The 26418-nt window shown below is 61.6% G+C and carries 25 protein-coding genes and 1 tRNA gene; 2 read left to right on the forward strand and 24 right to left on the reverse strand.

Annotated features, from left to right (window positions below; genetic code table 11):
• Positions 1-66: 66 nt before the first annotated feature.
• The 19 genes from AZSI13_RS17385 to AZSI13_RS15830 all read right to left on the reverse strand — a co-directional run bounded on the left by AZSI13_RS17385 (position 67) and on the right by AZSI13_RS15830 (position 18777).
• The gene (locus AZSI13_RS17385; RefSeq protein ID WP_133247337.1) at positions 67-903 is read right to left on the reverse strand and encodes a hypothetical protein; all 837 of its coding nucleotides are present in this window, start codon (positions 901-903) and stop codon (positions 67-69) included.
• A gap of 757 nt (positions 904-1660) precedes the next feature.
• Positions 1661-2155 (reverse strand): hypothetical protein, encoded by a 495-nt coding sequence (locus AZSI13_RS15750; RefSeq protein WP_109042144.1) that lies wholly within the window; start codon positions 2153-2155, stop codon positions 1661-1663.
• A gap of 13 nt (positions 2156-2168) precedes the next feature.
• On the reverse strand, positions 2169-3272 hold the full coding sequence (locus AZSI13_RS15755; RefSeq protein ID WP_109042145.1) for a hypothetical protein: 1104 nt from the start codon (positions 3270-3272) through the stop codon (positions 2169-2171).
• An 804-nt stretch (positions 3273-4076) separates the two neighbouring features.
• Positions 4077-5477, reverse strand: coding sequence for a replicative DNA helicase (gene dnaB / locus AZSI13_RS15760; protein ID WP_109042146.1), 1401 nt, complete (start codon positions 5475-5477; stop codon positions 4077-4079).
• Positions 5474-6289 (reverse strand): hypothetical protein, encoded by an 816-nt coding sequence (locus tag AZSI13_RS15765; protein WP_109042147.1) that lies wholly within the window; start codon positions 6287-6289, stop codon positions 5474-5476. The genes dnaB and AZSI13_RS15765 overlap by 4 nt, the downstream gene beginning before the upstream one ends.
• Before the next feature lie 310 nt (positions 6290-6599).
• Positions 6600-6989 (reverse strand): helix-turn-helix domain-containing protein, encoded by a 390-nt coding sequence (locus AZSI13_RS15770; protein ID WP_109042148.1) that lies wholly within the window; start codon positions 6987-6989, stop codon positions 6600-6602.
• Between the two features lie 11 nt (positions 6990-7000).
• On the reverse strand, positions 7001-7240 hold the full coding sequence (locus AZSI13_RS15775) for an AlpA family transcriptional regulator (RefSeq protein WP_109042261.1): 240 nt from the start codon (positions 7238-7240) through the stop codon (positions 7001-7003).
• A 141-nt stretch (positions 7241-7381) separates the two neighbouring features.
• Positions 7382-7876, reverse strand: coding sequence for a hypothetical protein (locus AZSI13_RS15780; protein ID WP_133247338.1), 495 nt, complete (start codon positions 7874-7876; stop codon positions 7382-7384).
• A 163-nt stretch (positions 7877-8039) separates the two neighbouring features.
• Positions 8040-8219, reverse strand: coding sequence for a hypothetical protein (locus tag AZSI13_RS17390; RefSeq protein WP_133247339.1), 180 nt, complete (start codon positions 8217-8219; stop codon positions 8040-8042).
• 443 nt (positions 8220-8662) lie between these two features.
• Complete coding sequence (locus AZSI13_RS15785; RefSeq protein ID WP_109042150.1) at positions 8663-9880, reverse strand: integrase arm-type DNA-binding domain-containing protein; 1218 nt, start codon at positions 9878-9880, stop codon at positions 8663-8665.
• Positions 9871-10323: an Arm DNA-binding domain-containing protein gene (locus AZSI13_RS18430; RefSeq protein ID WP_109042151.1), complete on the reverse strand. Its 453-nt coding sequence runs from the start codon at positions 10321-10323 to the stop codon at positions 9871-9873. Before AZSI13_RS18430 ends, AZSI13_RS15785 begins: the two co-directional genes overlap by 10 nt.
• Before the next feature lie 166 nt (positions 10324-10489).
• Positions 10490-10565: transfer RNA gene (locus tag AZSI13_RS15795), tRNA-Ala, on the reverse strand.
• A 62-nt stretch (positions 10566-10627) separates the two neighbouring features.
• A complete protein-coding gene (locus AZSI13_RS15800; protein ID WP_109042152.1) occupies positions 10628-12262 on the reverse strand; it encodes a methyl-accepting chemotaxis protein in 1635 nt (544 codons plus the stop codon).
• A gap of 348 nt (positions 12263-12610) precedes the next feature.
• Positions 12611-13618 (reverse strand): L-threonylcarbamoyladenylate synthase, encoded by a 1008-nt coding sequence (locus AZSI13_RS15805; RefSeq protein ID WP_201262413.1) that lies wholly within the window; start codon positions 13616-13618, stop codon positions 12611-12613.
• A 13-nt stretch (positions 13619-13631) separates the two neighbouring features.
• Positions 13632-14786 carry a 5-(carboxyamino)imidazole ribonucleotide synthase gene (locus tag AZSI13_RS15810; RefSeq protein ID WP_109042263.1) on the reverse strand — a complete coding sequence of 385 codons (1155 nt, stop codon included), beginning with the start codon at positions 14784-14786 and terminating at the stop codon, positions 13632-13634.
• A 23-nt stretch (positions 14787-14809) separates the two neighbouring features.
• Positions 14810-15310 carry a 5-(carboxyamino)imidazole ribonucleotide mutase gene (purE, locus tag AZSI13_RS15815; RefSeq protein WP_109042153.1) on the reverse strand — a complete coding sequence of 167 codons (501 nt, stop codon included), beginning with the start codon at positions 15308-15310 and terminating at the stop codon, positions 14810-14812.
• Positions 15307-16161 carry a bifunctional methylenetetrahydrofolate dehydrogenase/methenyltetrahydrofolate cyclohydrolase FolD gene (gene folD / locus AZSI13_RS15820; RefSeq protein WP_109042154.1) on the reverse strand — a complete coding sequence of 285 codons (855 nt, stop codon included), beginning with the start codon at positions 16159-16161 and terminating at the stop codon, positions 15307-15309. Before folD ends, purE begins: the two co-directional genes overlap by 4 nt.
• 120 nt (positions 16162-16281) lie before the next feature.
• On the reverse strand, positions 16282-16902 hold the full coding sequence (locus AZSI13_RS15825; protein ID WP_201262414.1) for an indolepyruvate oxidoreductase subunit beta: 621 nt from the start codon (positions 16900-16902) through the stop codon (positions 16282-16284).
• A 9-nt stretch (positions 16903-16911) separates the two neighbouring features.
• The gene (locus tag AZSI13_RS15830) at positions 16912-18777 is read right to left on the reverse strand and encodes a thiamine pyrophosphate-dependent enzyme (RefSeq protein ID WP_109042155.1); all 1866 of its coding nucleotides are present in this window, start codon (positions 18775-18777) and stop codon (positions 16912-16914) included.
• Positions 18778-19043: 266 nt separating this feature from the next.
• On the opposite strand from AZSI13_RS15830, the gene AZSI13_RS15835 reads away from it, so the two are divergent.
• A complete protein-coding gene (locus tag AZSI13_RS15835) occupies positions 19044-20861 on the forward strand; it encodes a methyl-accepting chemotaxis protein (RefSeq protein WP_109042156.1) in 1818 nt (605 codons plus the stop codon).
• A 69-nt stretch (positions 20862-20930) separates the two neighbouring features.
• Here AZSI13_RS15835 and AZSI13_RS15840 read toward each other — a convergent pair whose 3' ends face one another.
• From AZSI13_RS15840 to AZSI13_RS15850, 3 genes are read right to left on the reverse strand one after another with little or no spacing between them, the layout of a single operon-like run.
• The gene (locus AZSI13_RS15840; protein ID WP_109042157.1) at positions 20931-21125 is read right to left on the reverse strand and encodes a YqaE/Pmp3 family membrane protein; all 195 of its coding nucleotides are present in this window, start codon (positions 21123-21125) and stop codon (positions 20931-20933) included.
• A gap of 1 nt (position 21126) precedes the next feature.
• Positions 21127-21792, reverse strand: coding sequence for a BON domain-containing protein (locus AZSI13_RS15845; RefSeq protein ID WP_109042158.1), 666 nt, complete (start codon positions 21790-21792; stop codon positions 21127-21129).
• Positions 21789-22382, reverse strand: a complete 594-nt coding sequence (locus tag AZSI13_RS15850; protein ID WP_109042159.1) for a phosphoheptose isomerase — start codon at positions 22380-22382, stop codon at positions 21789-21791. Before AZSI13_RS15850 ends, AZSI13_RS15845 begins: the two co-directional genes overlap by 4 nt.
• Positions 22383-22567: 185 nt before the next feature.
• Here AZSI13_RS15850 and AZSI13_RS15855 point away from each other — a divergent pair, with 185 nt between their 5' ends.
• Positions 22568-24049 (forward strand): 3'-5' exonuclease family protein, encoded by a 1482-nt coding sequence (locus tag AZSI13_RS15855; protein ID WP_109042160.1) that lies wholly within the window; start codon positions 22568-22570, stop codon positions 24047-24049.
• A gap of 46 nt (positions 24050-24095) precedes the next feature.
• On the opposite strand, the gene AZSI13_RS15860 is transcribed toward AZSI13_RS15855, so the two are convergent.
• Together AZSI13_RS15860 and AZSI13_RS15865 are read right to left on the reverse strand one after the other, a co-directional pair.
• Positions 24096-24563 carry a GreA/GreB family elongation factor gene (locus AZSI13_RS15860; protein WP_109042161.1) on the reverse strand — a complete coding sequence of 156 codons (468 nt, stop codon included), beginning with the start codon at positions 24561-24563 and terminating at the stop codon, positions 24096-24098.
• A 405-nt stretch (positions 24564-24968) separates the two neighbouring features.
• Positions 24969-26402 (reverse strand): aldehyde dehydrogenase family protein, encoded by a 1434-nt coding sequence (locus AZSI13_RS15865; protein WP_109042162.1) that lies wholly within the window; start codon positions 26400-26402, stop codon positions 24969-24971.
• Between the last annotated feature and the right edge of the window lie 16 nt (positions 26403-26418).

The raw sequence follows: 26418 nt of genomic DNA on the forward strand, positions 1-26418 counted from the left end.
ACGATGCGTCAACCACCCCATGTGGGTCAATTTTATGTTGATGGGTGTTGTCTTAGCGGGTCAGTTTTAGGTTGTTGTTGACAAGGCATCCTGGCCAAACCAAGCCGTCATGTCAGCCTGGGCCTTCTTCAGGGCAGACCCGTAGGGATGACTGGCAGACAGCCGATCAAGAAAGGCAGCAACCTTTGGCGCCTTGGCAACGAGAGCATCCGGCTGGGTCATCCATAGCCGGACACCTTCGGCAAACCCTTCGGCCAGCTTGCTTTGGTCGTAACTGATCCCCCGCATTTCCGCAGTCAGCTCCTTGTCGGAACGTACTGCCCGGGAAATATCGGGATCACGAAAATCGATTAGATGGGCCATTTCATGGGCTGCCACCTCAAGGTCATTAGCCCGCTTGATTCGGACCTCTTCTACCCCTGGGCGAAAGAACCCCAATCGGTTCTTACCTGTCACCCTCCCCTCATAAAGGGAGCTATCCAGGGCCCGAGTAAAGTCCCTGATGATGTTCTCCCGGCGCATGGGTGCAGGAAGCTCTGCCACGCTACCTGCACCGGCCGGCAGGCTTGCATCGTCCCGTAGTGGTACATAGTTCGCACCGGGAGCAAAGTCACTCTGCCCCGGGATGGAACTGTTCAGCGTCTCATTGGAGATGGACTCCCCTGGCCCCCTCTTCACTTTCAGAGCCCCATCTTCCAGGCTCGCAGAGAAGCTCGTGCCCATGGGCTCGTCTGACAGGGCTTGCTCAGCAACAGCCCGGGCGGGATCCAGGGGAATGGAGCCTTGCTCCGGCTTGTTGGCTCGGATGCTCAAAACAGCAGCCTCACTCAGAGGGCCATCACGGGCATCAATTACCACCGGAGCCCCATTACCCTGTCGATGGATTACTTCCTGGTGAAGCATGTCATCGGCGGGAATCGTGGGGCGATCAGCCCCAGGGGCATGCTCCTGGATCCGAGTTGCGGCATCATCAACGCGCCGCCCAGGATCTGCCCCCACTTGGGCCTCCTTCACCACGCCCTGAGCACCTATTGGGGAATAGTCCTCTAAAGGCCCCGACTTTTCTCCGATCGTAGATTGCCTTCCCGCCCGGCTCCCCTCCTCTACACCAGTGACATCTGATACAGAGTGCGCATCCGTAGCACCCCCACGTTTCCTGGGGCGCAGGGCCGGGTCTAGCAGCATCGGGGCGACATTCACGGCGGTATCTACGGCTGTGGCAGCCAGAGGGCTCCCAGTCGCTGCGAGTGTCTTTCCCCCCAGCCATTGCCCAGCCTCGGCCAACTTCTCAAGAGGATAGGTAGCGATGCCTGCAGCCTGCCTTCCCATATCTCCCCGCGGCAGGTAGGTCATACCCTCCCCCACCTGGTGGACCACATCTGCCCCGCGCTTCTCCGTTAGGCCCAGAGCGTTACCGGTCTCGGTAGCCAGGCCGGCAAGGCCCGCCAATGGAAGTGCAACCGCCTGGGAGCCCAAATTCAAGGCCGCCTCCCCAATCGCTGTCAGCGGGTTATTGAGAGCGATGGCCTTGAGAGGGGATTCTTTCTGGGGTTCCCCTGCGCCCACCGGGGAAAAGCCCATTGGTTCTTTTTCTGCCAGAGGGACAAACCCCCTCTGCCCGGGACTATCTTGGTCTAGAGGAATGAAAGTCATAGCGGTTTCAGCCGAAGACTCGCATTTGAGCAATTTGCAGTTTCAGGCGATCTCGTATTTCTTTGAGACTGGCGTTCAGCGACTCGATGCGCATTACACACATACTGTGGATCTGGGCATCACGCTTTAACAGCTTCTCTAGCTGCGGCAGAGCCAGTTCCAAGCGATCAATTTTCAGCATCAGCTCTTGCCGCCTTTCAAGCAGTTCATCGTCCTTTTCAAACCCATCCCCATCGATGAGGGCTTGAATAACGACGTTAGGCCGCTCAGCCTCAATCGCTGCCAGGCCGGCCCTAGCCTCAACCAAACTGTCATTGGCTACTTGGGATAACGTCCGAACTGCATTCGACTTTTCGAGTGTCAGGCGCTCCTCTTTCTCACAGCCACTCAGTTCCTCCAGGAGCAGTTTTACACCCGGGTCTTGATCAATCTCGTGATTGGCCACCTTGTGAAATTGCTCCCGAACTGCAGGGGGAAGCTCACGGATTTCGTTTTCGGTCATCGAAAGTCCCCCCTTACCGGTAGTGGCCAAGCAGCTTGCCGTTTTGATCCAGGACCTCTATCCCCCGCTCCGTTTCCTTTCCTACGCGGTACTTGCTCATCGACGTATCGGCCTTGAAACGATCTAAGACATCGTTTCCGGTACCTGGAGAGGCCTTTCCTTGCGCCGGCGCCATTCCCTGCTGCTTGGCGTCAAACAACTCGTCATCACCAACCATGCGGCGATTTGCCAAAGCAACTGACTTCGCAAGCATTGGATCAAAGTCAGGATTTTGCCGCCCGGTCGAAGTGAAGTCGCTCGTCTTACGCTTGATATCGTCCTGACTCAGCCCAGAGATTGCCTGTCTGGCAGCGGCAATCTCAGCATTGCTGCGCTGCTGCGCCAGACTCAAGCCAGACCGTTCCGTAATCCGGGAAAAGGCAATGTCTTCCTGGCTGTCGATCCGCTTTTGCACCTGTTTATCTCGCAAGTCTTGCCCCCGACCGATCAAGCCAAGTCGCTCCCCTTGCAAATCCAATGCCCTGCTACGGAGTAGCAAATTCTGGTCATGTTGGTTGTTCCTCTGGCCAGCCATAACCACTTCGGCATTGGTCTGGGCATTCTGAACAGCAGCATCTTTGTTGAGCATGGCGGCAAGCACCTGGGCCCGGCTCCGGGAGGACATGTTTTTAAGCTGGTTCTCCATGTCCCATTTGGCGTGGATGGCCTGACTGTCAGCCGCTCCCGGGTTACTCATAAGACCTGCAAAGGCGCCGTGGTCGCCACGCATTTCTTGGATTTTTCGCATGTCTCGAATGGACTGCTCAAGCTGGGCGTTATTGCCGGCCAAGTCCCAGCCACCATCTTTGCTGGCCCCCGGGTCGCTTGAGAAACTATTGCCAGCAGAGGTGCGCCGCCCTTGCTTATCCACGTCCCCAGCAATTCCCCCCTGATCTCTGTCCGTACCTTGCGGGGACAGGGGTGCTTTGGCTGCAGGCAGTGGCTTCAACGCAGGAACCATAGAAGAACCAGTGGCGCCCTTTGAAACAGGTTGATCCTGGTACTCCTGCTTTTGAACATTTCCAGCAATACGCTCCAGCTGCTGCTGCCGAGTCTCAAACTGATTGGGTAAGGGCATGGTGGTCTCAAGAAAATGGGGATAAGGCCATTTTCTTGACGGTGGTTACAGAAACCGGTTTTTGTAACTCAGTTTTTTTCGTACCAAAGCCTCTTGAAGTAGGCCCAGCTCACACGAGCATTTGGCTCAACGCCATGCTTGTCACTAGTCCAGTCCTTTAGCGTCAAAGCATCGTCACCGTCTGGATCTTCGGTATCACGAAGGATTACGAATGCTTCCCTACACGAATACCCTTCGGCTCGACGCTGCGCCACCTCACGCCGAAGCCAGGCAGCCAAGGAGGAGGATCGAGATCCTTTTGGCCGTCCCCCCATCTGTCCGAGCACCCTTGCCGCCTTGCTGGATTCCTCCAGCGACACGGAAGCTGCAGCCGCGGGGGGCATGAGTACTGGCACACCCATGGCGGTTCACCGCTTTGGGGGCAGAATCATCCAGGAGGGGAAACCATCCAACTTGGGGCAACACCGATAGAGCCGGCTTTCCCGCTGTCGGAAGTTCTCATCCTTCCTGGAAACCAACCGAGCTTCTACCTCTCCCTGACCTACTAGCCTTAGCAAGGCCCGAGCCGCACAACGCCAAGGTATCAAGGCCTCCTCACCCACCTCGTGAGCACTGACCCACCTATTTGTCCGCTGCAAGACTTTCTTCACCTTGCTCTCCGCAACCTTATAGCGCTGAGCCCTAGACAGACGCTCAGATTGTTCATTGCGAACGACTTCCCTCTTGGCAGTTTCTGGAGGTCTATGGGAAATTTGCAGAGATGAAATAAGGGAGGCAATTGGCCTTTGTCGGAAGGGGAATCGCTCAATCATCAAACCCCCTCCGGCCGGATCTAGTCGGCTTAGCCTGAGCTGCACGTGCGGCAGCTTCAGCAAATTCCTGCTGGCAGGCATCGCAGAACCTGGAAAACTCCCCTTGGAAGATAAGGCGCACATCACCTAGGGGCCCCATGCGCTGCTTACGGATAAGGATCTCGGCAAACCCTTTAAACGGACTGTCCGGGTTGTAGTAGTCATCGCGGTAGGCCATGAGCACCACATCAGCATCCTGCTCGATACTTCCGGAGTCGCGTAAATCGGACAGCATCGGTCGCTTGTCAGACCGTTCCTCTACCTTCCGTGAGAGCTGGCTCAGCAGGATGATGGGGCAAGCCATTTCCCGTGCCAGCAACTTCAGCGCACGAGTAATGCCACCCAGTTCCTCGTTGCGGGTGTTGCCGTCGCCGCGCATCAGCTGCAGGTAGTCGATAACAATCAGATCAATGCACCCCATACGCTGCCGCACTTTGCGGGCCGCTAGGCGAATACGCGCCACATGGGATAGGGTCGGATCATCGGCGATGACGAGCCGTTTCCCGGTAAGCCGTTCCAGCGATGCAGAAACGCGGTCATAGCTTGCGTCGTCAAGGTTGCCGGATCGTAGTGCCTGGGTGCTGATACTCCCGAAGCGGGCCATGCTGCGCTCGGCAAGCTGGGATGCGGCCATTTCCAGCGACACCACGAAAGCAGTGCCGCCGGCCACCGCCACGTTTTCGGCAACATTCACGGCCAGGGTGGTTTTCCCCATGCTCGGGCGGCCAGCGACGATAACGAGGTCTCCGGGGTGGAGGCCACACGTCAGTTGGTCAAGGTCGCGGTACCCTGTCGGCAGGCCGGAAATATGTCCACGTTTCTGGGAGCGCTGCTCCAGTGCATCCAGGACACCAGGCAGCAACTCGTCGATGCTTTGGGGTTCCCTACCGGCATTTCTGGCATCAGCCAGCCTCATTACTAGGCCTGTGACCTCTTCCACCAGGGTGCTCGTGTCACCACCAGTCGAAGTCGCAAGATCGGCAATCTGATGGCCAATTGCTAGCACATCACGGCGCTTGCTACTTCCCAGGACCATTTCGGCATAGCGCCGGATGTTGGCGGCCGAGGGGGTGTTGTTGGCGATTTCGCCCAGGTACGCCAGGCCCCCGGTATGTTCAGCCTCGCCGGCAGCCTCCAGGGCATCAGCAACGGTAACCAGGTCGGCCGGCTGTCCACGGTCGAGTAAGCAGGCGATGTGGCGGAAAATGCGCCGATGATCGTCCCGGTAGAAATCCACATCACTCACTAGGCCGGCGATGCGCTCCCAGGCTGAATTGTCCAGCAGCAGGCTGCCCAGGACGGATTGCTCTGCCTCGATGGATTGCGGGGGAAGCAGGTGGCCTCGCGCACTCATGCAGCCTCCCGGTGGTACTTGTTCTCGAGGCATTTGGCGAACCCACTGGCGGACATTAGAAAGTCGATGTCCGCCAGAAATGGCGGCTTTCCTGGCTGCGCTGATGTTCTCCCGGTCAGGAAAGCCGACTCACTGCACGTCTCGAAGAAGGTCCGCCAGGCAGCTAGGCCATCAGCACGACTGCTGTACCCGAATGGCTTGCATGTCAGGCGGGCGGCTTCCAGCCAACGGGCCTTGATCGATCCACGGCGCGACGAGTTGAGCACCTTGCATCTTGGATTGGTTGGCATGGCCTCGTGGTAAAGCGAGACGATTTCCTCTACAGGACATGCCAGGGGGTCGCCGGCAGGCGACGTAGTAGTTATAGGGTTAAGGGAATCAGGAATCAGTAAGAGGGAATCAGCACGGCTAGTTCCGGGCTTATCTGAGGCAAGTCCTGGGCTAGCCTGGGGCTTGTCTGAGGCTTGGCTGGAACCTCCCATGTCATCGGATGGTGCTGGTATCTCGCTTTCCTGCTCGCGGTGGTGCGGATTCTGGTGCTTATCGAAGTTAAGAACCTGGATGTACCCCTGCCCATCAATCCTGTAACGCAGGATGAAGCCGGCCTTGTGCAGTTCGTTCAGCATGTCGTCAACGCTGCCGTCGTCGTAGGGCAGAACCTCGGCGCGAATCCGCTTTGGTCGGTCTTCAAGGCGCCCGGCACGGTCGGCCAGGCACCAGAGGCCGGCGAAGAGAATCCGGGCCAAAGGCGAGCACTCCGCCAGTGTCTCGTTTTTGAAGAAGCCAGGCTTGAGGTTGCGGGAACGGGCCATGGCTATGCTCCCCGTCGCTGATCAACCCCAAACGGACAGGCCGCCATGCCACGCCGGGCGTAGGTTGCCTCCCTGCAACGCTCCAGGATGATCTGGACGGAGCGCGGATCGAAATCATGCAGGAAGGCCCAGCAGCGCCCATCCCGCCCCCAGACAATGGCAGGCGCTTCAAGCTGAAACGAGAACTGGAAGGGGCCGCGGATGTTCTCGTAGCGAACTGGCGCATGGAACTGGACCCGGAGCGAGGGACGGGCCACTCCAGACAGATAGGGTGGGCGATCAAACGAGGTGCGTCCGTGAATTTGTCGGCTCATTTCGCACCACCCTGGATACTGTCCAATCCGAACTGCTCGGATTCATGCGCCCCCGTCGAGAATCCAGGGCGAGGCCATTCTGGAACCCCCAGAGAGTAGGCAGCAATGTTCCGCCGGATCCGGCCACGAAATACAACGCTGGGGCGAATTGTGGTCAGGATGTTGAAGCCCATGGCACGCATGCCATGAATCCGTGCTGCGGCCTGAGGGATCGCATGGTCAGCGGTCAGATGCAGAGACAGTATCGGTTGATACTTTCGGATCAGACCGAGTACCTGGGCGGCTTGTCCCGTTACCGTGGGCGTCGTACGATCGTTGCCTGTGAATGCAGCATTTGAGGCTGTCCCGGTGCCAGCCGGTGCGGCTTTTTTGTTGTTGGGGGTCATGACCTTCCCCCTTATGCTGCTTTGCGGCTTTTTGCTATCTGAGCTTCCAGCCAAGCATCAATCTCTGACTCAACCCAGCCAATGGCATTAGCCCCGAGAGAGACAGGGAGGGGAAAGGTGGGATCGTAATAACCTGGATGTTTATGGTCCTGACGCATTTTTTTGTAAATGGTGGAGCGGGACAGCCCGGTACGAGCTTCTACCTCCTTGCGGCGCAGGATCACAATGCGGGGTTTCATCTGGTCGGCCATGTTCTTCCTTTGTGTATAGAAGGCCAACGCGTTCCCCGTTGGCATGGCTCGTTATTTTTTACATCTAGACGATGTTTGCTACATCTAACCGCAGGATGGACGCTATGCGCAAAGGTTCCTCTCTGCGCAGACGGGAAGCTTTTACGCCTCCCCTCTTTTTGCCTTTGAGACTATTTCTGCCAGCTTTTTGTGGCCTAGGTTAACAACGTTCAGCAACTCATTTGCTGCCTTCTGTGCAGATAGTTTCGGATCGATATTTGCCCTCCAGTATTTGATCGCATACTCAATCATCGCTTGATGTTCTGCATGTCGCTTTCTCGCTAGTTCAACGGCCGGCTCATTCGTAAGAGCACCCTTGGCCTCTGCAGCAACAACTAAAATCTCAAGAGCCGTAGAAAGATCAGTTTCAGACTCTGCATAACTGACCGCAAAAAAAGCAGCAGCAAGGCCTACATCAATGCCCCGGTGGGCCTCCATCCATTCAGAAGCATCCATTTCTGAACAGGCTATGTCCGCGAATGCTTTCTGCATTCGATCAACGTTTTCCTGGGTTCTATCTAGCCCAAATCTGCGCTTTGCTATTTCCCATAGCCCATCCTGAATTAAAGCTGCTTGCTGTCTAATTTCATTGATCATTAGCGTCCCTTTCGCGCCCCCCCCTGATTCGGTACCGCGCCGGCCGGACAAGGGGCTCCCGGTTTTCGCCCCGTCGGGCTAGGCGCGGCATACTCGATCAGCCATTAAAGACCAGCTGCACTCGCTCTAGCCATCTCAGCGGGAGTCTTTGTCTGGAATTTAATCAGCTCCATTTTCTTTCCCCACTGAAACAACCGTCATCACAAGCGGAAAATTTCTTTTGCGTTCCATCTGGGAAGGTGATGATCATGGCTCCGCCCAGGGCTCCACTCTCTTGCACATACCGATTCAGCGCAGCCTGTATGGCTTTCTCGGGGTTGTAATCAAAGTCGATTAGTTTCATCGCCCACCCTCATTTTTGGTTGGCCTATATACCTCCTGCACTTGGCCAGCAATGCGCCAACTCATCGCTGTATTTCCAATAAACGGCTGCCAGTCCCCATCTCCGGATATGTCAATCCGAACCCCGCTAGGCATGACATCAAAGCGGCGGCATCCCATCCAAACCACACGCCCTGCACTAACCTCTTCAACAAGATAGAGCCCCGGCCGATTGATTGCCCTCTGGTCAAAATCGACCAATAGTAGGTCTGCGCTTTTTACGGCAGGGGGGTAGTAGCAGCCATGAGAAGGAATTAGTCTGATTCCCTCTGCGCCTGAGGCATTCGCCTCAAATCTTCTTTGAAGTACATTGCTATCAGCCATAGTGCAATCTCCATATGTTGCATTGTGGTTAGGGCTGGGTCGTGGCTGCCACCACTTCCTGGCCCGCTTTGCCTGATACCGTCAGGCGGCGGTTAAACCCTGAAGGGAAATCACCTCAGCACCAGCCTTCAGCTTGTCCAGGTAATCGGCCCAAAGCTGCATCATGGCGCGGCGCTCCTTGATAAATTTGGTCCGGTTGTAGGCGGTGCCCAGGGCGTCCGGCACCTTGTGGGCTAGTTGATGCTCAATCACTTCCGGCTTCTGGTGCAGTTCTTCTGCCAGGATCGTGCGGGCCATGGCGCGGAAGCCGTGGCCGGTTATCTCGGTCTTGGTGTCGTATCCCATCCGGCGCAGAGCAGCGTTGATTGCCGCTTCGCTCATTGGCTTTTTGGGATCTCGTCCCTGAAAGACATACTCACCACGGCCAGTTAGGGGATATAGATCCTGAAGGATTGCCACAGCCTGGGAGGCAAGAGGGACAGAATGCTCCGTCTTGGTCTTGGTAACGAAGTAGCGCCACTCTCCCTTGTCTAGGTCAATCTCCTCCCACTTGGCCCGCCGCAGCTCGCCGGGGCGAACAAAGAACAGGGGGGCCAGTAGCAAGGCGCTCTTCACAACGAATGTGCCCTTGAAGCCATCAATAGCCCGCAGCAACTCGGCTACCTTCTCCGGCTCGGTGATGCTGGCAAAGTTTCCTTTCCTCCAGGGCGGCAAAGCTCCCTTCAGATCGCCACAGGGGTCTCGCTCGGCCCGGCCTGTAGCTACTGCATAGCGGAATACTTGACCGCAGTTGGCCAGAGCCCGGTGGGCAGTCTCCAGCACCCCTCTAGATTCAATCCGTCGAGCAACGGCAAGGACTTCGGGCGGAGTAATCTCGGCAATAGGCCGTCCTCCCAACCAAGGGAAAACGTCCCGCTCCAATCTCTCAATGATTTTCTTAGCATGACTAGGAGCCCAGCCAGTTGAGTGCTTGCCATGCCATTCCCGGGCAATAGCCTCAAAACTGTTGGCCGCCCGTTCCAAGCCGGCCAGCTTGCTTGCCTTCTTTGCCGCCCCAGGATCAACCCCATTGGCCAGCTGCTTCCTGGCCTCGTCCCGTCGCTCCCTGGCATCCTTTAACCCCAGATCTGGATATACCCCGTGGGCCAGGAGCTTTTCCTTGCCCTGGAAGCGATACTTCTGCCGCCAGTATTTAGAACCGTTGGGGTGAACTAACAGGAACAGTCCCTTTTCATCTGGGAGCTTGTAGGGCTTATCTGTGGGCTTAGCAGCCCTGATTGCAAGCTCAGTCAGGGGCATGGCGTCACCTTTAGAGTTAAGGCACGAGTGGCATCTAGGAATACCCGAAGGTCGACTGTCTCGTCGGGAGTCAGAGAAAAGGCGCGTTTCCCAAGAGTGACTGTCAGAGCCCCGCTGTTGTCGAGCATGAAACGCATGGCCGCCAAATGCTGCGCTTGCTCAACCGATTGTGCGGCGCGCTCCACCTTTCTACTTTCGCTGGGGTTAATTCCCTCGGCGAGTAACTGACGAGCGGAATCACGGCGCGCTCTAGCCTCATCCAAGCCAGTTTCGGGATAGACGCCACAAGACACGGTGTTCTGCTTCCCAGCCCACCGAAAACGAAAACGCCAGTAGCAAGCGCCGTTCGGCTGGATCAGTAGGTATAGCCCTTTGCTATCCGTTGCTTTGTAGGGCGCAGCCTTAGGCACCAGAGCCTGTATTGATGCGGCATTCAGAGACATTTGGGGGAACAAGCCTTCGCAAGAAAACCTTATACCCCCGTTTTATACCCCCACATGCCCATGGATCGCAATAGAACGCATGAGACAGGAATAGACGAAAAAAAGGCCGGAACCCCTGTATTTACGGGAAAATCCGGCCTTCTTTAGACTGCTTAGAACTTGTTTGTGGTGGAGAGGAGGAGGATCGAACTCCCGACCTTCGCATTGCGAACGCGACGCTCTCCCAGCTGAGCTACCCCCCCACTGAGTCCAAAGATTATAGCAAGCCCGCTCCTGGAATCAAAAACGGGCTCGCTGTTCGCCCTTAGGAGACCCGGAAGTAACTGACCGTATCCCGAAGCTTGTCCGCCAGCCCTTCCAGCTGCTCGGCCTCAGCGGCGTTGTTCTGCATGGTGGCGTTGGTCTCCTCGGCCATGGAGGCGATGTGCTCCACGTGTTTGGCAATATCGGTCGCCGTGCTTGCCTGCTCAGTCGTGGCCAGCGCCACGTCCCGCACCTTGCCTAGGGAGTCGAGGGCCTGGCGATGGATTTCATCGAGCATCCCGGTGGCCTGACGCGCCAGGTCCAGCCCCTTGTCGACTTGTGGGCCGGCCGTGGACATGGCCTGCACCGCCGTCTGGGTTTCCACCTGGATAGCGTCGATCATCTGGCCGATTTCCGTGGTGGCCTTCGCCGTACGCTCCGCCAGCTTGCGCACTTCATCGGCCACGACGGCAAAGCCCCGCCCCTGTTCGCCGGCCCGGGCCGCCTCGATGGCAGCGTTGAGGGCCAGCAGATTGGTCTGGTCGGCAATTTCCTTGATGACGTTGGCGATACCGCCGATCTCCAGGGAACGCTGCTGCAGCAACTGGATCTGCTCGGACGAGGTCGCAACGGTCCGGGAAATCAGCTCGATCTCCTGGGCTGCATTCTTCACCAGCCCCGCACCTTCTTCTGCCAAGGCAGCGGTCTGACTGGAGTTGCTTTCGGTCTGGCTGGCGATTTCGGACACTTCGCTGATGCTGACCGTCATCTGTTCAATCGAAGCGGCCGACGCCGAGGTGGACTGGGCCTGATTGTGGGCGGCAATACTGGTTTCCCGGGCAGCGACTGAAACATGCTCGGCGCCGCCGGAAAGAGTGGCCGCCATGGCGTTGATGTCGCCAAAGATGGTGGCCAGCTTGTCCTGCATCGCCTGCATGGCGCCCAGCAGGCTGTCGGCGGAACGGCTATGCACCGGATGGGCCAGATCGCCGGCGGCAATACGATGCACCACATCCACCGCATAAGCAGGCTCGCCACCCAACTGGCGCAGGATACTGCTGTTGATCAGCCAGGAAATGACCGACAAGATCCCAAGGGTCAGGGCCACCATGATGCCGAACACCACGGACTGCTGACGGAAGACCGCATCCACGTCGTCCACGTAGATGCCGGAGCCAACCACCCAGCCCCAGGCCGGAAAGCCCGCCACATAGGAAATTTTCGGGGCCGGCTGCTCGGCGCCAGGCTTGGGCCACTTGTAATCCACGTAGCCGGCCCCCTGCTCCTTGACCACCCGGACCATCTCGGCGAAGAGGGGCTTGCCGTCCGCATCCTTGACGGCGCCTTGAGCCTGGCCTTCCATGGAAGGCTTGATGGGGTGCATGAGCATGACGGCGTTGAGGTCGTTGACCCAGAAATACTCCGTCTTGTCATAACGGGTGTTGCGCAGGGCATCCATGGCCATGCGCTTCGCTTCGTCTTCGGTGAGTTTCCCTGCCTGCTGCAACTGTTGGAAATAGCCCACCGTCCCCAAAACCGACTCCACCACATTGCGGGTTTTCAGCCGCCGGTCTTCCATGAGGTTGTCGCGCAGCACATAGAGCGAAAAGATGCCGATAGCCAGCAGGCCGATGACCACGCCGGCAAAGAAAATCACCAGCCGTGTGCGCACCTTGATGCGTTCAAAGTTGAACATCCTGCCCCCCTGAGGCCATATTTTTGAAATAGCGATGAATCATGGGCTACTGCTGGCGACCACTCCGGCCAGCCACTGCCGACACGCACCCCGTTGCTGAACCTGCTCGTCGTTTGGAAACCGGGAAATTGTACGTACGGCAGCCAAGCCTGAAACCTAGTATTCCCCCTAGCCGATCCCACGGGCACGGTTCCAGGCAATCTGGCACCGTGACACACCGCCTCGCAGCGAGGGCAAAGCCAGGTCAGAAGACCGCAGGCATGATGGCAAAAAATGCCCTACCCGCCAATAACCTATTGGTGATAAGCGCTGGAGCCAAGGTCCGCGCCATACTTGGGTCTCAGGCGCTTATTCCCCGGAACCGTAGGCGGCACGCCGCAGGCGATCGGCGACTGCCACCCACTCAGGCGACTCGGGGATGGCTTCGACGACGATGGTATCGGCGCCCACGCCATCCAGTTCCCGCAGGGCGGCGTAGAAGCCGTGGGCGTAACCAGCCGGCTCGGCCGGCAGCATTTTCCAGACGTGGGGCATGCCCGCGTGGGGCGGCTGACTGTGGCCGATGACGCCGCAGAAGCCGCCGCGGTGGCGGATCACATTGAGAAAGTCGAGCAGGCGCTCCCGGGCCACCACCTTGAGACGGGTGCGGGGAGCGTAGTGGGCCTCCAGGGTACCGGAGGCCCGGGGCACGGCGCCCTGGGGCTTTTCCGGCCGGACGCCAATGACGGTCTCGATCTGCTCCGGCATGATGTGGCCGGGCCGCAGCAGGCGGGGCACGCCAGAGGAAAAGTCGATGATGGTGGATTCGATACCCACCGGGCAGGCCCCGCCATCCAGAATGAACGGCACCCGCTCGCCCAGTTCGTCCGCCACGTGCTGGGCGGCGGTAGGGCTGATACGGCCGAAGCGGTTGGCCGAAGGGGCGGCCACCCCGCCGCTGCCGCCAGCCTGGGCGAAGGCCCGCAGCAGAGCCAGGGCCACCGGATGGCCGGGCACCCGCAGACCCACCGTATCCTGGCCGCCGGTCACGGCGTCGGGCACCCAGGGTTGTTTCTTCAGGATCAGGGTCAGGGGACCGGGCCAGAAGGACTCGGCCAGTTCCCAGACCGCCTCGGGAATATCCACGGCCCAACGCTCGATCCAGTCGTGACCGGGCAGATGGACGATAAGGGGATGGTCCGCCGGACGACCCTTGGCGGCGAAAATCTTGGCCACCGCCTCGGCGTTGGCGGCATCCGCCCCCAGGCCGTATACCGTTTCGGTGGGGATGCCCACCAACTCGCCGGCCTTGAGCAGTTCCACCGCCCGGTCGATCTCGGCCGGGCTGGGAGGGCAGGCGGAAAGGTGCTGGGACATCGACAGGAAAGGCTTACTCGTCGCGGATGCCGATGGCGGCGCGGGCGGCCAGGGCGGCTTGCTGCACCTGCACCGGGTCTTCGCCGATAACGGTGAAGTGGCCCATCTTGCGCCCCGGACGGGCGTGGTGCTTGCCGTAGAGGTGCAGTTTCAGGTTGGGCACGGCATACAGCTTGGACCAGTCCGGCTCCCGGTAATACTCGACACCATCCTTCTGCTCGTACCAGATGTCGCCCAGGATATTCACCATGACGGCGGCGCTGTGGGCCCGGGCCTCGCCCAGGGGCAGGCCGCAGAGGGCGCGCACCTGCTGCTCGAACTGGTCGGTAACGCAGGCATCCAGGGTGTAGTGGCCGCTGTTGTGGGGCCGGGGCGCCATTTCATTGACCACCAGCTGGCCGCGGGAGATGAAAAACTCCACCCCCAGAGTACCGATGTAGCCCAGCTTCTCGGCGATGCGCTCGGCGATTTCCTGGGCGCTGTCGGCAGTGCAGGCAGACGCCCGGGCGGGGATGATGGAAACGTCCAGGATGCCCTTGCGGTGCTGGTTCTCACCCACGGGGAAACACTCGACGTTGCCGTGCTCGTCCCGGGCCAGGACCACGGAAACTTCGTAGTCCAGGGGCAGCTTCTGTTCCAGCACGCAGATTTCGCCCTTGAAAGAACGGAAGGCGGCCAGGGCCTCTTCCCGACTGTTCACCACTGCCTGGCCCTTACCGTCGTAACCGAAGCGGGCCACTTTCAGGATGCCGGGAAACAGGCCAGCATTGGCCGCTTCTAGGTCGGCCTCGCTGCGGATGGCAGCGAAGGGGCCATGAGGCAAGCCGTTGTCCTTGAGGAAGGTCTTTTCGACGATGCGGTTCTGGCAGACGGAAACTGCCGCTGCGGCGGGGCGCACCGGCAGGAACTTGGCCAGGTAGTCCAGGGTATCGGCGGGGACGTTCTCGAATTCGGTGGTAATGGCGGCACAGCCCTGGGCCAGTTCGTCCAGGGCGGCATAGTCGTCGTAGGCGACCTGCAGGTGGCGCTCGGCGATCTGGCCGGCAGGGCTGTGGGGGTCCGGATCCAGCACCCAGACCTTGTAGCCCATTTCGTGGGCGGCAGAAACGAAGAAGCGGCCGAGTTGGCCGCCGCCGAGCATGCCCAGGGTTGCGGGGGGCAGGATCATGGCCATGGTTCTATTCTCTCCGCTCACACTTCCGGCAGCTTCATGGCCAGAACCTTTTCGCTCTGGGCCTGACGGAAATTGGCCAGCTTTTCGGCCAGTTCGGCATCGTGGGTGGCCAGCTGGGCCACGGCGAAAAGGGCTGCATTGGCAGCACCAGCTTCACCGATGGCGAAGGTGGCGACAGGAATGCCCTTGGGCATCTGCACGATGGAGTACAGGGAATCCTGGCCGGAGAGGTGCTTGGAGGGCACGGGCACGCCCAGCACCGGCACGGTGGTCTTGGAGGCCAGCATGCCGGGCAAGTGGGCGGCACCGCCGGCACCGGCAATGATGGCCTTGAGACCCCGCTCGGCAGCCACGGCGGCGTAGTCGAAGAGCAGGTCGGGAGTGCGATGGGCGGAAACCACGCGGGCCTCGAAGGGCACGCCGAATTCCTTGAGCATCACGGCGGCGGCCTGCATCACCGGCCAGTCGGAGTCGGAACCCATGACGATGCCGACCACGGGGTGCTTGGGCAGATTCATTGCTGTGCCTTTCGTTCAGCGGCCTCGATGGTGTTGGCCAGAAGCATGGTGATGGTCATGGGGCCCACACCGCCGGGCACCGGGGTGATGAGGGAGGCCACTTCCTTGCAGGAATCGAAATCCACGTCGCCGCAGAGCTTGCCGTCGGGCAAACGGTTGATGCCCACGTCGATGACCACGGCGCCGGGCTTGATCATGTCGCCGGTGATCATGCGCGGACGGCCCACGGCGGCCACCACGATGTCGGCGCGGGAGGTGTGGAACAGCAAATCCTTGGTCTTGGAATGGCAGATGGTGACGGTGGCGCCCGCATTGGTCAGCAGCAGGCCCATGGGCTTGCCGACGATGTTGGAGCGGCCCACCACCACGGCTTCCTTGCCGGTCAGGTCCACGCCGCCCTTTTCGAACATTTTCATGACGCCGTAGGGGGTGCAGGGGATGAAGCGGGGATTGCCCTGGGCCAGGGCCCCCACGTTCTCGGCGTGGAAGCCGTCCACGTCCTTCTCGGCGGCGATGGCCTCCAGCACGGCCTCTTCGTCGAAGTGCTTGGGCAGGGGCAGTTGCACCAGGATGCCGTGCACCTTGGGGTCGGCATTCAGTTCGGCGATCTTGTCCAACACCACCTGAGGATTCACATCCTTGTCGTAGGTGATCTTCTCGGAATACAGGCCCACCTTCTCGCAGGCATTGACCTTGTTGCGCACGTACACCTGGGAAGCGGGGTCTTCGCCCACCAGAATGACCACCAGGCCGGGGCGGTGGCCCTTGGCCGTCAGGGCTGCGACGCGGGACTGGAAGCTTTCGCGCAGTTCCTGGGCCAGCGCGTTGCCGTCGAGAATTTGTGCCGTCATGGATTTCTCTGCCAACAAAAAAGAAAAGGGGAAAGGACCCGGCAGGCCAGGCCTTTCCCTTTGAATTGCTGCAATTTTATCAGAAACCCGGAGGAGATTGGACTCCCCCGGAAGGCCGCATCAGGCCAGGGCTGGCGCCGCAGCGGAGGCGGAAACTGCCGCCTGCCCGGCAGCAAAGGCCTTGCGGTTCTGCTCCACCACCTTTTCCCCCTTGCGGGCGAAGCGCTGCAGGATGCAGTTGAGCAGGATGTCGGCCGAGAAGGGCAGATGGTCCGCCACCGCCCCCAGCATTACCGTGTTGCCGAGGCGGATGTCACCCAGCTCCTTGGCAATGGCCATGGCGTCAAAAGCCACCACGCGGCAGCCGGAATCCTTCATGGACCCGACGGGATCTTCGGGATAGTCGTAGAGCCCCAGGTCCACCACCGGCGGCGTCAGCTGAGCGGTGTTCATCAGGGCGATGCCGTCCGGCACCAGCATGTGGCGCCAGCGCATGGCCTCGGCGGCCTCGAAGCCCAGCAGTACATGGGCGGTGCCCGGAGTAATCTGGGGCGACAGCACCTTGGGGCCGAAACGCAGGTGGGAAGACACCACCCCGCCACGCTGGGCCATGCCGGCCACTTCAGTTTTCTTCACGTCGTGGCCCAGGGCAATGGCGGCCTCGGCCAGGATTTCCGTGGCCGTCATCACGCCTTGACCGCCGATGCCCACCACCAGGATATTGGTCGTTGCAATGCTCATGTCGCGCTCTCAGTGCTTCTTGAGGATGTTGATGGGCACCACCGTATCCGCATGGACGATGGCGTCGGGGGCGCAAGGCTGGACGCAGAGGCCGCAGCCAGTACAGGCGGCGGTCTCGATGCGCACGAAGTTGAGATCCACCTCGCGGCCGTTGGGCTTCACCACTTTGTCGCGGCGGGTGACGTGGATGGCGGGGCAGCCCACCTCGACGCAGTTGCCGCAGCCGGTGCACTTGTCCTCTTCCACCAGGTAGGGCTTCGTCTTGTGGTAAGCCTGGGTCAGCACGCAGGGCTGGTCGGTGACGATGACGGAAGGCCCTTCGGTCTTCACTTCTTCCCGGATGGTCTTGAACAGGGTGGGCAGTTCGTAGGGGTTCACCTTGTGCACCCGCTCCGGCTTCACGCCCAGGGCCTCCACCAGTTTCACGAAGTCCACCCGAGGAGCTTCCTCGCCGTGAATGTCGAAGCCGTTACCCGGATTGTTCTGGCCGCCGGTCATGCCCACGGCCCGGTTGTCCAGCAGCAGCACGGTGACATTGCCCTTGTTGTAGACGATGTCCAGCAGGCCCTGCATCCCCATGTGCAGGAAGGTGGAATCACCGATCACCGCCAGGATGCGCTTGTCCTTGTCAGACTCGCTCCGGCCCTTGTCCAGGCCCAGGGCAACGCCCATGGAGGCCCCCATGGAGATGCACGTATCCAGGGCATTCCAGGGGTGGCCAGCGCCCAGGGTGTAGCAGCCGATATCGCCGGCGATGGTGATGTTCTTGACCTGGGAGAGGGTGTAATAGACGCCCAGGTGAGGGCAGGCCACGCACATGGTGGGGGGGCGGGGGAAAACCTGCATGGGGGCCACTGCCGTGGTGGCCGGCACCGGCTCGCCGCGCAGCTTGGCAATGGCCGCCTTGAGTACCGGCGGAGCCAGCTCGCCGATGCGGGGGAGGATTTCCTTACCCAGCAGGGCCAGGCCCTGGGCCTTCAATTCGGTTTCCAGCAGGGGTTCCACCTCTTCCACCAGCACCACCTGGTCGCACTGGGCGGCCAGTTCACGGCACTTTTCCACGGGCACCGGGTAGGAGAAGCCGAGCTTCAGCACCGGCGCGTCAGGAAAGGCCTCCTTGACGTGCATGTAGGCCGGACCGGAGGTGATGAAGCCGAGGCGGCGGTCACTGCCGGCCTCGATGACGTTGAGGGGAGAGACCTCGGACTCGGCCTGGAGGGCGGCTTCCCGCTCGAACATCAGGGGAATGCGACGGGCAGCGCCGGAGGGCGTCATGACCCAGCGGGCCGGCTCCTTCTTGAAGCCGGCGCCCACATGCTCCTGCCGCTCGCCCACGGTGACCAGGGCCTTGACGTGGCAGATGCGGGTGGTCATGCGCAGGATCACCGGTACCTGGAAGCGCTCGGAGAGCTCGTAGCCGAGCTTGGTCATCTCGTAGGCTTCCTGGGAATCGGCGGGCTCCAGGATGGGCAGATGGGCAAAGCGGCCCCAGGTGCGGGAATCCTGCTCGTTCTGGGAGGAAGAGAGGCCCACATCGTCGGCGATGGCGATGACCAGGCCGCCGGCCACGCCGGTAAGGGTCAGGGTCATGAGGGCATCGGAGGCCACGTTCATGCCCACGTGCTTCATGCAGCAGAAGGAGCGGGAACCGGCGTAGGCGGCGCCCACGGCCACCTCCAGGGAAACTTTTTCATTGACGGACCACTCTGCGTAGAGGTCCGGATAGGTGGAAATCACTTCCAGCATTTCGGTAGCCGGTGTGCCCGGGTAGGCGGCGGCGACCTTGACGCCGGCCTCCCAGACGGCGCGGGCAACAGCTTCGTTGCCGGACATGAGCAGCCGGCTCTGTGCCGGCATTGGCGCGATGACGGCCATATTGTCTCCCCCTGATTCGTTTCGGGTGTTAGTAAAGCGGGCCATGCTAGCAGCCTCCATACGGAGGCGTCTTGATGCAAGTCAACGACAAGGGGGCGATAGATGCCTGAAAACAAGGACTTCCCGCACCTTTATTGGATGCGAATGTGATATTGGCGGGAAAAGGACGTTTCCCCGATGAAAACCCTAGTTTCCTCACCAGGGCCGGCGTATTACCATACGTTAAACAATAACCAGTGTGAAAAAATTCGCGGAGGAGACCCGGAATGAATACTGCACCGCAACATAAGAGTGCGTTCTGGCAGTTATACGAAAACGTCGAGAAAACCTTCTTTAATTCCCTTTCGAAGAAACTGGCCAGTTTTCTTCTGCTTTTTTGTGTAGACCTCGCCTATGTGGGGGTCTATCTCTACCAGGAAGCGGTGGTCAAGGATTTGCTGCGTAGCGGCAACGCCACCCCGGAGCTGGCTGCCAGGATCGGCAGCAGTCTGGATGCCGGCCTCTACGCCATTAGCGCCCTCACCCTGCTGGCCCTGTTCATGAACATCGGCCAGATTCTCTATCTGCGCCACCTCATTGTCCGCCCCATCAAGGTCATCACCACGATTTTCAACGAAATCGCCCGGGGCGAAGGGGACTTCTCCCGCAACCTGCCGCTCACCACCAACGACGAACTGCGGGAGCTTTCCGCCGGCTACAACCGCTTTGCCGACAAGATGCGGCAGATCATCGGTGAAGTACGCAAAATGTCCGTCAGCATCGCCCGGGAGGCCGTGCTGGTGAAGGCTCGAGTGGAAGAAACCGCCAAGAGCGCCCGGGAACAGGTGCGCCTGACCGAAACGGTGTTCACCGCCAGCACCGAGAGCACCCACGCCATTCAGAACGTGTCCGGCAGCACCCACGCCATTTCCGACTCCACCCACGGCAACCTGGATATCGCCCGCAGCTCCCTCGGCGAAATGCAGGACATCGCCGGCAAGATCAACGCCGTCAGCGACAAGGTGCTGCAGTTCAACCACACGGTGGACGACCTCTCCCACCGCTCCGAGAGCGTCAAGCAGATCGCCGCCCTGATCCGCGACGTGGCCGACCAGACCAATCTGCTGGCCTTGAATGCGGCCATCGAGGCTGCCCGGGCCGGTGAGGCCGGACGGGGCTTCGCCGTGGTGGCCGACGAGGTACGCAAGCTGGCCGAGCGGGTCAACAAGGCCACGGCGGAGATCGCCGGCAACATCAATGGCGTCATCACCCTGGTGGAAAACACCCGGGCCGAGAACGAAATCATCAACGCCGACGTGCTGCAGACCCGGGAAGTGGTCACCCGCTCCGCCGAGCAGTTCGAGCACATGGTGGAAGACTTCGAAGGCACCAGCGAAAAGCTGCTGCAGATTGCCTCTGCCATGGAAGAGCTTTCCGCCACCAACGAGCAGGTGCACGAAAACGTGGACGGCATCCATGCCCTTTCCGGCAGCGTGGCCCGCCACATGGAAGAATCGGAACAGCGCACCCTGGAACTGGCCCAGGCCACCGAGGCGGTGCAGGAGCTGGTCTCCCGCTTCAAGATCGGCGCCGGTGCTTTCGACTTCGCGGTGGACCGCACCCGCCGTTTCCGCGACGACATCCAGGCCCAGCTGGACAACCTGGCCAAGCGCGGTGTCAATATTTTCGACCGGGACTACAAGCCCATTCCCGACACCAATCCACCCAAATTCAAGGTCAGCTGGGGCGATGCCTACGCCCAGTCCTGCCAGGGCCTGCTGGAAGACTGCCTACGGGATATCCCGGGCTGTACCTTCGCCGTGGGCATGACCAACGACAGCTACCTCTCGGCCCACAACCTGAAGTTCTCCAAGCCCCTTACCGGCAATTACGACGCCGACCTGGTGGGCAACCGTACCTGCCGCAAGTTCGACCGCCCCTCGGAGCTGCGCTCCGCCCGCAACACCGAACCCATGCTGCTGCAAACCTACCAGCGAGATACTGGCGAGGTGCTGTGCGACATCGCCATGCCGATCCACATCAACGGCCGCCATTGGGGCAACGTGCGGGTCGGTGTGCCGGCCGAAGCCCTGTTGGCGATGTAGGCCAGGCGGCGGCAGCAATGGAAAAGGGGCCTCGCGGCCCCTTTTTTCTGGCAGAAATTCTGGCCGGGCCTAATCCCGCCGGTCCATGGCTTCCCGTATCGCCTGCTTGGTATTTTCCTGATGGATGATGAAGAAAGCCACGATGGTGGCTGGCAACCAGCCGATCAGGGTGACCTGCAAGACCAGCAGAACGATGCCGACCAGCACCCGGCCCTTCAGCATGACCGCGAGGAACGGCAGGAACAGGGCCAGGATGTAGGACATCTCAGCTGCCGGAGCGAGGCGTGGCCTGCTTCGGATCCTGCTGCTGGCGCACATCCAGGTCACGGGCCTGGGCGTCGCTGATCACTTCCATCACATTGACCACCTTGCGCACACCGGCAGTGGTGCGGGCCACGTCGATGGCGGCCTTGGCTTCACGCTCGGTGACCAAGCCCAGCAGGTAGGCGACGCTCGATTCGGTCACCACCTTGACGTGGTTGGCGGAGAAACGCTGGGCATCGATGAAACGGGCCTTCACCTTGGAAGTGATGTAGGCATCGTTGCTGCGGGCCGACAGGGAGCTGACCCCGGCCACCTGCAAGTCGTTGGTGACCCCGGCCACATTGGGCACGGCGCTGACCGCCTGCTCCACCCGGGCCTTGATGTCTTCGTTGGGCACTTCACCAGTCAGCAGCACCTTGCGGTTGTAGCTGGTGACATTGACGTGGACCTGATCCTTGAACTGCTCGGAAATGCGGCTGGCCGCCTTCACCTCAATGCCCTCGTCTTCCACATAGGTGCCGGAAGAGCGGCGGTCGGCAGCCATCAGCACGCCGGCAGTGACGCCGCCGGCCACAACCGGGAAGCAGCCCTGCAGGACGGGCACGGAGGCGGCCAGCAGCAGGGGCAGGGCCAGGTGGAAACGCAGGGGGGTACGGGGTTTGGTCATTCCTCAACTCCCAGAAGCAGACAGTCGATACCGTCGCAAATACAGTGAATGGAGAGCAGATGCACCTCCTGGATACGGGCCGTACGCTCGGCCGGCACGCACAGGTGCACGTCGCCCTCCCGCAGCATTTCGCCGATCTTGCCGCCGCCCTTGCCGGTCAGGGCCACCACCCGCATATCGGCGTCGTGGGCGGCCTGGATGGCCTCAATGACATTGCCGGAGTTGCCGGAGGTGGAAATCGCCAGCAGCACGTCACCGGAACGGCCCAGGGCCCGCACCTGCTTGGCAAAGATGACGTTGTAGGCGTAATCGTTGGCGATGGCGGTGAGGATGGAGCTATCCGTGGTCAGGGCAATGGCGGCCAATTCCTGGCGCTCGGCCTCGAAACGGCCCACCAGCTCGGCGGCGAAGTGCTGGGCATCGGCGGCGGACCCCCCGTTGCCACAGGCCAGAATCTTGCCGTCGTTCACCAGACAGCCAACCATGGTTTCCACCGCCTGGGCGATGGGGGCGGCCAGCAGTTCCACGGCGTCCAGCTTGGTCTGGGCGCTATCCTGGAAGTGGTGGCTGATGCGGGAAATCAAATCCATTGTGATGTGAGGCACTTGCGTTGGAAAAGTGAGAGGCATTCTAGCATGGGGCCTTCGCCCGCCCGGGGTAACGGCTTGTAACCACCGGCCCGCCGCCCAAGCCGGACGCCACGTATTGTCGACCGGGGTGGAGCGGGCTATGCTTCGCCCCCCTTGCTCCCTCGCCGCGTCACGCGCCCTGCTCCATGGCCGCCCAGCCCCCCTTCCCTCCCGGCTTCACGCCCCCTGCCCCCGCCCCCTTCCGGGAAACCCTGGTCTTTGTGGACCTGGAAACCACCGGCGCCAACCCAGTGCGGGACCGCATCACCGAAGTGGGCATTGTCGAAGTCAGCCCGGCAGGCGTGACCCAGTGGAGCAGCCTGGTCAATCCCGGCATTCCCATTCCCCCCTTCATCCAGGGCCTCACCCACATCAGCGACGAGATGGTGGCCAGCGCCCCGCCCTTTGCCGCCCTGGCCGAGGAAGTGCTGGAGCGGCTCAAGGGGCGCCTGTTCGTTGCCCACAATGCCCGCTTCGACTACGGCTTCCTGAAAAACGAATTCCGCCGCCTGGGCCTCAAGTTCCACGCCGACGTGCTGTGCACTGTCAAGCTCTCGCGCAAGCTGGAGCCTCAGCACCACCGCCACAGCCTGGATGCCCTGGTGGAACGGCACCAACTCTACGACGAAGCCCGCCACCGGGCTCTTTCCGACGCTCGCCTGATCCACCAGTTCTGGGACCGCCTGCACGGCGCCCACCCGGCAGAACATATCTGGCAGACCGTGGAAGGCCTGACCCAGCGCCCCAAGCTGCCGCCCCAGCTACCGCCGGAGGCCCTCGACGACCTGCCGGAACTGCCTGGCGTCTACCTGCTCTACGGCCAGGCGCCGGGCAGCGCGCCCCTCTACATCGGCAAGAGCAGCAACCTGCGGCAACGGGTCTTCTCCCACTTTTCCGGCGACAAGAACGACGCCCGGGATCAGGCCCTGGCCGCCCAGGTCTATCGCATCGACTGGCAGGAAACGGCTGGCGAACTGGGCGCCACCCTGCTCGAGGCCCGGCTGATGCAAGCCCACCAGCCGCCCCTCAACCGCCATCCAAAAAAGGCGGGGGAACTCTGTGCCTGGCAGCTGGTGGAAGAAAGCCCTGGCGATTTCCGCCCCCGCCTGGCTCTTGCCACGGAAATGGATTTTGGCCGCCAGAACGACCTCTACGGCCTTTTCAATTCCGCCAAGGAAGCCCGCAACAGCCTGAAGAAGATCGCCGATGCCCACCACCTCTGCCATGTCCTCCTGGGGTTGGAGGCACAGCGCCCGGGCAAGCCCTGCTTCGGCCACCAGATGCATAACTGCAAGGGTGCCTGCTGCGGCAAGGAGCCCCTCGGCCAGCACAGCGCCCGCCTGATGGCCGCCCTGGCCAAGCTCAAGCTCAAGGCCTGGCCCTACGGCGGCCCGGTGGGCCTGGTGGAGAAGGATGATTTCAGCGCCACCACCGACCTGCATCTGGTCGATCACTGGGTCTATCTCGGCACCGCCCGGCAGGATGACGAAATCCCCGAGCTCCTGGCCGAGGCCCGCCGCCACGCCGGCCCCTTCGACCCGGAAATCTATCGCCTGCTCAACAAGGCCATCGCCCAGGGCAGCCTGGAGATCCGCACCCTGCCGCCGGCACCGCCGGCCGCAGAATGAAAAAGGCGCCCCGCGGGGCGCCTTTTTTGTCACCGGCAGGCCAGGCTCACATGGTCAGCCAGCCCCGGGCCTCGGGTTGGAAGGCCAGCTCGGCCAGCACCCAGCGGCCGGGAGCCCAGCCTTCCACCTCCAGGGCCACCGGGTCGCCGACCTGGACGCCGAAAATGGCGGCCCCCAGCGGGCACAACACGGACCAGCAGCCCTCGGACGGATCATGATCTTCCGGGTACACCAGGGTCGCCTCGCGGCGCTCGCCGCTGTCGATGTTGTGCAACACCACGGTGGAATTCATGGTCACCAGGGTGGGCGGAATGGCTTCCGGCGGCACCGGGCTGGCCGCCCGCAGGCGCCGCAGCACGGCCCCGGCGGAAACGTGGATGCTGTGGTCGCGCAGATACATGCGCTCGATGAGGGGAACCAAGCGTTCCTGGTCCAGGGCGGAAATGATGAGGCCTCCGGCAACGGCGGCAGGATGGCTTGGGGCAGCGTGGGCGGCGTTGGCAACGTTAGGCATGGCAGCTCCTGAGAAGCAGGCGTCCCGGCGGGCAGTCCCGGGGACAACAGAAAAAGGGATGAAACAGGAATTGTGAGGCAGGTCGCAGGGAGAGCGACAAGTGAGCGCCCGGCAGCGGGCTGCTTTCAGCGCAGCTGCCGGGCCGGGAAGGGATGGGCCGGAAGGCCCCGGTCAGCCCAGGCTCCAACCCGCCCGGCGCTGGAGAGGCGCGGGGATGCTGCTCGGCAGGGAAGGAAGTGGACGGACACGGCGGAGGGCAGTCTGACAGACAAGGAATGGCCTCAGTCTAGCCCAATGCCCGGCCGGGGGTAGCCGCCAAAACGCGTACGGCACTACCACGACTTCGCAAACTACTCCGCTGTACCTACCGGTGGCGGTACCCGCCTTCCCCGGCCACCCCGCCCCTCAGCCCTGGCGCTGGGGCAACTGGATGGACCGGGTTTCCAGGAAATCCTCCACCCCGTGACGCCCCAACTCCCGGCCATAGCCCGACTGCTTGAAGCCGCCGAAGGGCGCCAGCATGTTGAAGAAGGCTCCGTTGATATCCACCTGGCCCGCCTGCAGGCGGCGGGCAAAGGCCAGGGCACGCCCTTCGTCAGCGGACCAGACGGCGGCCGCCAGGCCGTAATCCGTGCCATTGGCGATGGCCAGGGCCTCCTCCTCATTCTCGTAGGTGAGGATGGCCAGCACCGGACCGAATACCTCCTCCCGGGCCAATCGGGCATCGGGCCGCACCCGGCCGAACACCGTGGGCCGCACGTAATAGCCAAGAGGCAGTTCCTCGGAAGGATGGCTGCCGCCGCACAGCAGCTCGGCCCCGTCGGCCACGGCCTGGTCGATCATGGCCCGCACCCGCTGCCGTTGCAGGCCGGAGGCCAGGGGGCCAAGCCGGGTGCCGTCGACCATCGGATCCCCCAGGGTGTAGGCAGCCGCTGCCTGTACCGCCAGGGCAGCGGCCTCTTCGTAGCGCTCGGCAGGCACCAGCAGGCGCGACAGGGCGGAACAGGCCTGGCCGGAATTGAGGAAGCAGCCAGCCACCGAGCCCTTCACCGCTGCGGCAAGATCCGCATCCGGCAGCACCACGGAGGCGGACTTGCCGCCCAGCTCCAGGGATACCCGCTTGACCGTGGCCGCCGCCACTGCCGCCACCCGCTTGCCAGCGGCGGTACTGCCGGTGAAGGAAACCCCGGCCAGAGCGGGGTGGGCAGCCAGGGCCTCGCCCACTACCGGGCCGTAGCCGGTCACCAAATTGAAAACCCCGGCGGGTAGGCCGGCGGCGTGGATCACCTCGGCCAGGAGAAAGGCATTGAGGGGCGCCACTTCCGACGGTTTGAGCACCACCGTGCAACCGGCGGCCAGGGCGGCGCCGACCTTGGCGGCGATCTGGTGCAAGGGGAAGTTCCAGGGGGTGATGCAGGCCACCGGGCCGGTGGGCACCCGGCTGACCAGGGAATGGCCGATCCGCTCTTCCGGGAACCCTTCCGCCGCGATCTTGGCGCAGGCGCCAAAGGTGAAAATGGGGTTGCCGGCCTGCACCCGGGTGGCCAGCTTCACCGGCATGCCCACTTCGCTGGCGATGAGGCGACCCAGCTCGTCCTGCCGGGCCTTCAGGCCGTCGGCAATCTTCTGCAGGTAAGCGCCCCGCTCCGCGCCAGGCAACGCTGCCCAGGCGGGAAAGGCCGCCGCCGCGGCCCGGGCGGCCCGATCCGCGTCAGCCGCCGTGCCTTCGGGCACCTGGCCGATGCTCTGCTGCGTGGCAGGGTTTTCCACGGCAATCAGGCCGGGGGAAGCCGGGGCCACCCAGTGGCCGTCAATGTAAAGCTGGGCGTGATGATGCATGGTGTCTCCTTCGCTC

This window comes from Azospira sp. I13, from assembly GCF_003112695.1.
Taxonomy (GTDB): domain Bacteria; phylum Pseudomonadota; class Gammaproteobacteria; order Burkholderiales; family Rhodocyclaceae; genus Azospira.